Below are 3,776 nucleotides of genomic sequence, written 5' to 3'. Positions count from 1 at the left end.
CCACGCCGTCGCCCTCCGCAACGACTCGTTCAAGAAGGCCGTCGCCCACGCCGAGGAATTCATCTACGGAACATAGCCAGCACGTAACCCCGGCGACGGCGCCCGCGTGGTCCCCGGGGCACGGGCGCTTTCGGGGAGGAGGCCAGGAGGAGGCAGAAGGACAGATGAAGTACCGGGACTTCCTTGCCAAGGTCCAGGAGCGCGGCGAGTACGCCCACCGCTCGGAGGCCGAAAGGGCCGTGGAGTCGGTCCTGCAGCTGATCGGTGAGCGTCTGTCGGGCGCGGAATGCCGGCACCTGGCCTCCCAACTGCCTGCCGAGCTCAAGCCCCTGTTGCTGCGGGCCCAAGTCCCAGCCCAGACCATGGGCGCGGAGCAGTTCGTCGACCGCCTCAGCGCCCTGACCGGAGCCAGCCGCGAGAGCGCGAAGTGGGATGCCAGCGCCGTGCTGACCACCCTCGCCGAGGCCATCACCGGCGGCCAGCTCAGCCAGGTCCTCAGCGAGCTCCCCTCAGGCTACGCCGTCTACTTCGGCAAGCCAGAGCTCGCCTGAGGCTGCCCGGCATGTGAGAGCCGAGCGGGAGCGCGAAAGATCCGGAGCGTGAAAGATCCCCCGACGACGACCGACGCTTCGACAGGTTCGGCCCACAGACCTGTACCTCGGGTCCCGGTCGGGCCAGCGCGAGAGGACTCATCGCCGCTCGCGAGCGGGAACCTCAGTGGTGGGGTCAGGCTGCCGCCGTGAGGGCTGTTGTCCGGCCCGGCGGGGCGTAATGAGTGCGGTCGCGGAGCATGGCCCACAGGACGTTCACCCGTCGGCGTGCCAGGCAGAGAATCGCCTGGATGTGGGATTTGCCCTCCGCGCGCTTACGGTCGAAGTAGGCGCGCGATTCCGGGGAGCTCTTCAGGCTGGACAGGGCTGCGAGGTAGAAGACCCTCAGCAGTCGGCGGTCGTAGCGCTGGGGGCGGCGGTGGTTGCCGGTGATCTTGCCCGAATCGCGGGGGACGGGAGCCAGCCCGGCGACGGCGGCGAGCCGGTCGGGGCCCTCGAACACCACCATGTCGCCGCCGGTGGCGGCGAGGAACTCCGCTGCCAGGAGCGGGCCGAACCCGGGCATGCTCGTGATGACCCCGGTGTGGGGGTGCTCGGCGCCCCGCTCGGCGATGAGGGCGTCGAGCTCGGCGAGCTCGCTCTGGACCCGGAGGACCTCCGCCGCGAGCCCGGCGACGACAAGGCTGGCCGAGCGCTGTCCGGGCACGATCGTCTGCTGTTTCCTGGCCGCGGCGACGGCTGCCTCGGCGACCGCGGCGCTGCTGCGGGCGCCCTGGTTCTTCAGCCACGACTGCAGTCGGGTCTGGCCGCAGCGGCGGATGCCGTCGGGGGTGTTGTGCCGGGTCAGCAGGGTCAGGGCGGCCTTGGACCTGCTGTAGTCAAAAGCGGCCTCGAGTGCCGGGAAGTACTCCAGCAGGGTCGCGCGCAGGCGGTTGATCGCGCGGGTGCGGTCCTCGGCCTTGTCGGCCCGGCGGGAGGTGAGGATGCGAAGGTCGGCGCTGGCCTCGTCGCTGATGCGCAGCGGCTGCAGGTCGTGGCGCATTCTGGCCTGGTCTGCGATCACGGCCGCGTCCTTCGCGTCGGTCTTGCCGTCGCCGCGATAAATCCGGGAGGCGTGGTGGACGGTGCGGCCCGGGATGTACATCAGCCGTTGGCCGTGCGCGTGCAGCAGGGCGATCATCAGCGACGCACCGCCCCGGTTGAGGTCGGTGGCCCAGGTGACGTCGGTCCCGAGGGCATTGACCTCGGCGATCAGGGCGGTCAGGTCGACCTCGTCGTTGCTGACTTTCCGCGACAGCAGCCGGGTGCCGTCGGTGTCGATTGCCACGCAATGGTGGCCTGTCTTGCCGGCGTCAACGCCTGCCCAAATGTGCATGTGTGGTGCCTCCGATCTCCAAGGCGAACAGTGGGGTCCCCCAGACGACTGGCCGTCGTGTCCTTATCCAGCGATCGTCGTCGCGTCTCTCAATTCAGCGGTCGAGCCATCAGAGGGCGATGGGCGGCCATTCCTGCGAAGCCGTCGCCTCTCGGCCCGGCACAGCCGAAAATGCCATACCCACCGCCCCGGGTAGCCCGGACACTACTGCAGCGGACCCAGCCAACCCGGCAACAACATAAGGACAGCCGTGACGCACTCCTGTGGAAGCTTGACGGGCTGACCGAGCGCGAACTTCGGCTGCCGCGCACGCCGACGGGGACGAATCTCCTCGGCATGGTCAAGCACATGGCCAACGTCGAGATCGGCTACTTCGGCGACACGTTCGGCCGCGCGTGGCCCACGCCGGAAGAGCGGGTTTCGGAGGCCCCGCTCGACGCCGACCCTCAGGCGGACTGGTACGCGACCGAGGATGAGTCCGCGCCCGGTCTCATCGACTTCTATCGGCGGGTGTGGGCCTTCGCGGACGCCACGATCGAGGCGCTCCCCTTGGACGCACCCGGGCGCGTTCCGTGGTGGCCCGAGCATCGAAGCCACGTGACCCTCGGGCGGATCCTCGTCCACGTCCTCGTGGACCTCACCCGGCACACCGGCCAGGCGGACATCCTGCGTGAGTCGATCGACGGGGCCGTGGGGATGAAGGCCGGCAACAGCAATATCCCGGACGAGGATTGGCCCACCTACGTGGGAAAGCTCACGGCACTGGCGGAACGCTTCTGATCGTGCTCAGTGGTAGTCCCGGCCCGTAGCATGAGGCCCATGGCCACTGGGGGCAAGCGAAGTTTCAACTGGATCGTTTTCGTGGTGGGGTTCGGACTGTTCAGCCTTCTGTGGCGGAACATCGGTTTCGTAGACGCCCTCCTGGCCGGAGTGGTCGGGGTGCTGGCCGTTCTCCTGGCCCGAGATTTCCTCAGGCGTGGTACGCCGACATAGCCCGCTCACGCGTCCAGGCCGCTCCAGTCCACGGGATCCTTCGAGCCCACCGAGCGGCGCTTGGGCTTCGACCCGGGCTTGGCCGCCGCGGACTCGGTGAGCGGCCGGCCCCACGGCAGCGGGAACACCTCGATCGGCTCCCCGAGTTCGACGCCGTGCGGAGGCACCACCATGACCCCGTCGGCCCGCGCGAGCCCGCGGAGCATCCCCGAGCCGCTCGCGCCGGCCGGAGAGGCCATGCCGTACATGCGCCGGAACGGCACGAGCCGCGTGCGCTTGAGCTCCGGCTCGAACACCGCACCCGAGGGAAGTTCGACGGCGGAGAGCGGCGAGCGCCCCGACATCGCCGCGAGCAGGGGCTCGCCGACCGCGAGGAACCCCATGACGGCCGCGAGCGGATTGCCCGGCAGCCCGACGAAGAACCGCCCGTCGGGCAGCTCCGCGAGCACCGTGGGGTGCCCCGGCCGCATCGACACGCCGTCCACGACGAACCGCCCGCCGAGCTCGGCGACGATCTCCCGCAGGTGGTCCGACTCCCCCCGGCCGGTCCCACCGGTGGTGATGACAACGTCGGCCGGGCCCTCTCCAGGCGCGGTCACGGCGCCGTCGTTCGTCGCCGTGTCGTCGGCGAGGGCCGCGCGCCACTCGGCGCCGTCGTCGCCAATCTTGCGCTGCCCCGCGAGGATGCCGCCGTAGGCCGCGACGAGGGGCGGGACGAGGAAGCTGAACACGTCGCGGACCTGCCCGGGGGCGGGCGAGCCGGACTCGATGACCTCGGCGCCGGTCCTGACCATGCAGACCAAGGGGCGCCCCTCGACGGGGAGCTCGTCGTAGCCCGCGAGGGCCGCGAGCGCGAG

At 70.2% G+C, this 3,776-nt stretch carries 5 protein-coding genes; 3 read left to right on the top strand and 2 right to left on the bottom strand.

Going from position 1 to position 3,776, the window contains the following annotated elements; translation table 11 throughout:
• The first annotated feature begins 164 nt into the window (after positions 1–164).
• Positions 165–551, top strand: coding sequence for a DUF2267 domain-containing protein (locus ACLN58_RS19365; protein WP_415856868.1), 387 nt, complete (start codon positions 165–167; stop codon positions 549–551).
• A gap of 175 nt (positions 552–726) precedes the next feature.
• Here the strand turns inward: ACLN58_RS19365 and ACLN58_RS19360 are convergent, their stop codons facing one another.
• Positions 727–1,926 (bottom strand): IS110 family transposase, encoded by a 1,200-nt coding sequence (locus tag ACLN58_RS19360; RefSeq protein ID WP_415856867.1) that lies wholly within the window; start codon positions 1,924–1,926, stop codon positions 727–729.
• Here ACLN58_RS19360 and ACLN58_RS19355 point away from each other — a divergent pair.
• Together ACLN58_RS19355 and ACLN58_RS19350 are read left to right on the top strand one after the other, a co-directional pair.
• A complete protein-coding gene (locus ACLN58_RS19355) occupies positions 1,882–2,706 on the top strand; it encodes a DinB family protein (RefSeq protein WP_415856866.1) in 825 nt (274 codons plus the stop codon). The two genes, ACLN58_RS19360 and ACLN58_RS19355, sit on opposite strands and share 45 nt — an antisense overlap.
• 39 nt (positions 2,707–2,745) lie before the next feature.
• Positions 2,746–2,919 carry a hypothetical protein gene (locus ACLN58_RS19350; protein ID WP_415856865.1) on the top strand — a complete coding sequence of 58 codons (174 nt, stop codon included), beginning with the start codon at positions 2,746–2,748 and terminating at the stop codon, positions 2,917–2,919.
• 5 nt (positions 2,920–2,924) lie between these two features.
• Here ACLN58_RS19350 and ACLN58_RS19345 read toward each other — a convergent pair.
• Positions 2,925–3,776 (bottom strand): molybdopterin-binding protein (locus ACLN58_RS19345; protein ID WP_415856864.1); only part of this gene is annotated, 852 nt, incomplete at its 5' end.

This window comes from Sinomonas sp. G460-2 (assembly GCF_047759905.1).
GTDB lineage: Bacteria > Actinomycetota > Actinomycetes > Actinomycetales > Micrococcaceae > Sinomonas.
The sequence above is the reverse complement of the archived record's forward strand: the minus strand, read 5'-3'. Positions and strand labels throughout refer to the sequence as shown.

What these genes read in the sequence shown, in the direction of transcription:
- ACLN58_RS19365 (WP_415856868.1), top strand. Translation starts at nt 165, where the DNA reads ATGAAGTACCGGGACTTCCTTGCCAAGGTCCAGGAGCGCGGCGAGTAC.
- ACLN58_RS19355 (WP_415856866.1), top strand. Translation starts at nt 1,882, where the DNA reads ATGGTGGCCTGTCTTGCCGGCGTCAACGCCTGCCCAAATGTGCATGTG.
- ACLN58_RS19360 (WP_415856867.1), bottom strand. Translation starts at nt 1,926, where the DNA reads ATGCACATTTGGGCAGGCGTTGACGCCGGCAAGACAGGCCACCATTGC.
- ACLN58_RS19350 (WP_415856865.1), top strand. Translation starts at nt 2,746, where the DNA reads ATGGCCACTGGGGGCAAGCGAAGTTTCAACTGGATCGTTTTCGTGGTG.